Origin of the sequence: Secundilactobacillus angelensis, assembly GCF_012641075.1 — a bacterium.
GTDB lineage: Bacteria > Bacillota > Bacilli > Lactobacillales > Lactobacillaceae > Secundilactobacillus > Secundilactobacillus angelensis.
Map to the genome: position 1 here is coordinate 1 of NZ_JAAXLJ010000096.1, position 317 is coordinate 317.

Consider the following 317-nt stretch of genomic DNA (forward strand, 5'->3'; position numbering starts at 1 on the left):
TAAATTTATAAATTAGTTCTAATCACTACTTTGTGATTAGGACTTTTTTAGTTTTAATATGCAAAGTATAAAGTACTCTCACTCGAAACTTGCGGAAGCATTTATACCCGAAACCTGCTCGTTTAATCGCCTTGATTTTATTGTTGGTACCTTCTAGTGGACCATTAGAATAGGGATAATTAAAGGCGTTCTTAATCTCATCATGATGTTCTTTCAATGTTTCTAAAGTGGATTGCATCTCTGGCGAGATACCATCTGTATGCCAAAAAGTGGCATTGTAGTTATTCCAGTTATTGGTCTTCAAAGCGTAACGTAGA

At 34.7% G+C, this 317-nt stretch carries 1 protein-coding gene; it reads right to left on the reverse strand.

Translation table 11 applies throughout. The features are described 5' to 3' along the window. Positions 1-25: 25 nt before the first annotated feature. Positions 26-317, reverse strand: a 292-nt coding sequence (locus HC026_RS13215) for a transposase (protein WP_168926221.1), incomplete at its 5' end; no start/stop codon positions are given.